The organism is Salinimicrobium oceani (assembly GCF_012037645.1).
Window position 1 is genome coordinate 1 of record NZ_JAAVJR010000722.1, and the last position, 430, is coordinate 430.

At 41.9% G+C, this 430-nt stretch carries 1 pseudogene; it reads right to left on the reverse strand.

From position 1 onward, the window contains the following. Positions 1–346 (reverse strand): annotated as a pseudogene (locus HC175_RS19070) (apolipoprotein N-acyltransferase); the annotation flags it as partial. Between the last annotated feature and the right edge of the window lie 84 nt (positions 347–430).

Genomic DNA, 430 nt, shown 5'->3' on the forward strand with positions numbered 1-430 from the left:
AATCTCCATACACAGATTCATAGCAAATGATAGGTCCCACTTCTTCTGAATTCGGAATTTCAAACACTCCGCGGTCTTTTTGAGTGGTTTTCATAGCCACTGTACCGCCAAGATCTATCATTACGTCACCCAGAAGAGGCCGAAGTACATTTTGATATGGAAAATTCTCAACCCCTACCACGAGTTTCGATTTGTGGTAGAAGGAAACCGAATCATTGGCAGTTATAAAAAAGGCAGAATTATAGTCATCAAACCAGTCAGAAGACCCTAACTGGTTGCTTTGTCTTCTTACTCTTTCGGGATCGTCAAACCTGTCGTAGAAAGAAATACCACTCAAAAATGCCATTTTTGGATGCCGGTTTACAAAGTCTCTTGAATAAAATCCTGCCTGTGAACTGTTGAAGCGGCGAAAAGGAGTGCCATCGGCAAA